General features: G+C 75.5%; 1 pseudogene. It reads right to left on the reverse strand.

Features of this window, described 5'->3' with window-relative positions:
* Window positions 1-257, reverse strand: a pseudogene (locus PROKR_RS36495) (hypothetical protein); the annotation flags it as partial.

Consider the following 257-nt stretch of genomic DNA (forward strand, 5'->3'; position numbering starts at 1 on the left):
CCAGCCGCTGCAGCCCCACGGGATCGGCCGCGCCGACGACCACGACGACGTCCGCGGCCTGCAGCGCGCTCAGGGTCGCGCCGTTGCGCTGCGGCGCCCGGGTGTCGTACATGAGGAGCTCGTCGGCCTCGAGCACCGGCCCGCAGTCGGCCACGGTCCAGGCCGCCAGCTCACGGCAGCGCTGGAACACCAGGTCGAGCGAGCTGGCGGGCAGCTCCGGCCATCGTGAGGCGCGGGTGATGCCGGTCAGCACGCGC

Source organism: Promicromonospora kroppenstedtii DSM 19349, from assembly GCF_000515355.1.
Taxonomy (GTDB): Bacteria; Actinomycetota; Actinomycetes; order Actinomycetales; family Cellulomonadaceae; genus Promicromonospora; species Promicromonospora kroppenstedtii.